This is a genomic window from Xanthomonas sp. SHU 166 (genome assembly GCF_000364685.1).
GTDB lineage: Bacteria > Pseudomonadota > Gammaproteobacteria > Xanthomonadales > Xanthomonadaceae > Xanthomonas_A > Xanthomonas_A sontii.
In genome coordinates, this window is sequence record NZ_AQOJ01000487.1 from 1 (window position 1) to 1,413 (window position 1,413).

General features: G+C 73.0%; 2 protein-coding genes and 1 pseudogene. 2 read left to right on the forward strand and 1 reads right to left on the reverse strand.

The annotated features are described in order from the left end of the window. Nucleotides 1-465: pyrroline-5-carboxylate reductase (locus tag D180_RS12780; protein WP_017913096.1), on the forward strand; the 465-nt coding region annotated here is incomplete at its 5' end. A gap of 142 nt (nucleotides 466-607) precedes the next feature. Further along, a complete protein-coding gene (locus tag D180_RS12785) occupies nucleotides 608-1,060 on the forward strand; it encodes a DUF4426 domain-containing protein (RefSeq protein ID WP_017909920.1) in 453 nt (150 codons plus the stop codon). Between the two features lie 252 nt (nucleotides 1,061-1,312). Here the strand turns inward: D180_RS12785 and D180_RS12790 are convergent. Continuing rightward, nucleotides 1,313-1,413, reverse strand: a pseudogene (locus D180_RS12790) (redox-sensitive transcriptional activator SoxR); the annotation flags it as partial.

Consider the following 1,413-nt stretch of genomic DNA (forward strand, 5'->3'; position numbering starts at 1 on the left):
CCGAACACCCCGGCCCTGCTCGGCGCCGGCGTCACCGGCCTGTTCGCCAGCGCCGGCGTCGACGCCGGGCGGCGCGCCCACGCCGAGCGTGTCCTGGCCGCCGCCGGGGTCACCGTGTGGGTCGAGGACGAGGCGCTGATCGATGCGGTCACCGCGGTGTCCGGCAGCGGACCCGCCTACGTGTTCCTGCTCGCCGAGGCGATGGAAGCGGCCGGCATCGCCCAGGGCCTGCCCGCCGACACCGCGCGTACCCTGACCCTGCAGACCGTGCTCGGCGCGGCGCGCATGCTCACCGAATCCGGCGAGGCGCCGAGCGAACTGCGCCGGCGGGTGACCTCGCCCAACGGCACCACCCAGGCGGCGATCGAGACCTTCCAGCGCGGCGGCTTCGAGGCGCTGACTGAAGCCGCGATCGCCGCGGCGGCCGCGCGCGGCCGTGCCCTGTCCGCCGCCAACGACGACTGAGCGCGGCGGCTGCCAGGCGGGCGCGGACGCTACTCGGCATCAGCCTCTCCCGCTCGTACACTGCGGTTCCTGCGCGCGGTCCACATCCCCCCGGGCGACTGCGTACGACCTGTTGTTCGCCACGCCAACCCGGAGAACGCCGATGCGTGTCCTGCCCGTTGCGCTGCTGTGCCTGGCCCTGGCCGCCTGCTCGGACCAGGACACCCCACGCCCGGCGACACTGCTCGCCGCCACCCCGGCGCAGGCCGATTTCGGCACGCTGCGCGTGCACTACAACGCCTTGCCCACCCTGGCGATGAGCGAAGATGTGGCGCGCCGCTATGGCATCGCCCGCGAAGCCGACACCGCGTTGGTGATGATCGCGCTGCGCACCCTGCATGGCGGCGAGGAAGCACCGGCGGTGGGCACGGTGGAGGCGGTGGCGACCGACCTCAGCGGCCAGCGCCAGCCGGTGGCGCTGCGCGCGGTCCGCACCGACGCCTACACCGACTACGTCGGCACCGTGCGCAGCAGCGCCCACGACCAGCTGCGCTTCGTGGTGCAGGTGCGCAGCGCCGACGGCAGCGGCACGGTGCGCTTCACCCGCAACTTCTAGCGCTTAGCGCGCGTCCGCGTTGCGCAGGCAACACAAACCGCCGTAGCAGCGGCTCTTGTCCCCTGTTTGGGATCAGCCGCGACCTGGCGTTACCGGGAATCCCCGGTCTCGGCTGCAACCGCGCCTACGGAAAGATCGATAGACCGACCAGCGCAGAGCGAGCGCGGTCAATTGTGGGAGGGACTTCAGTCCCGACGCGGTCGTGGTGGACGGGGCGACATTACACGCGGCGGCTGCGCGCGCACGCAGCGCTCACTCCTCCGCCCAGCGCTGCGGACCATCGCCGTGCGTGGCCAGGGTGTCGGCCGGGTTGCTGAGCCGGCAGCGGCGCAGCGACAGGCAGCCGCAGCCGA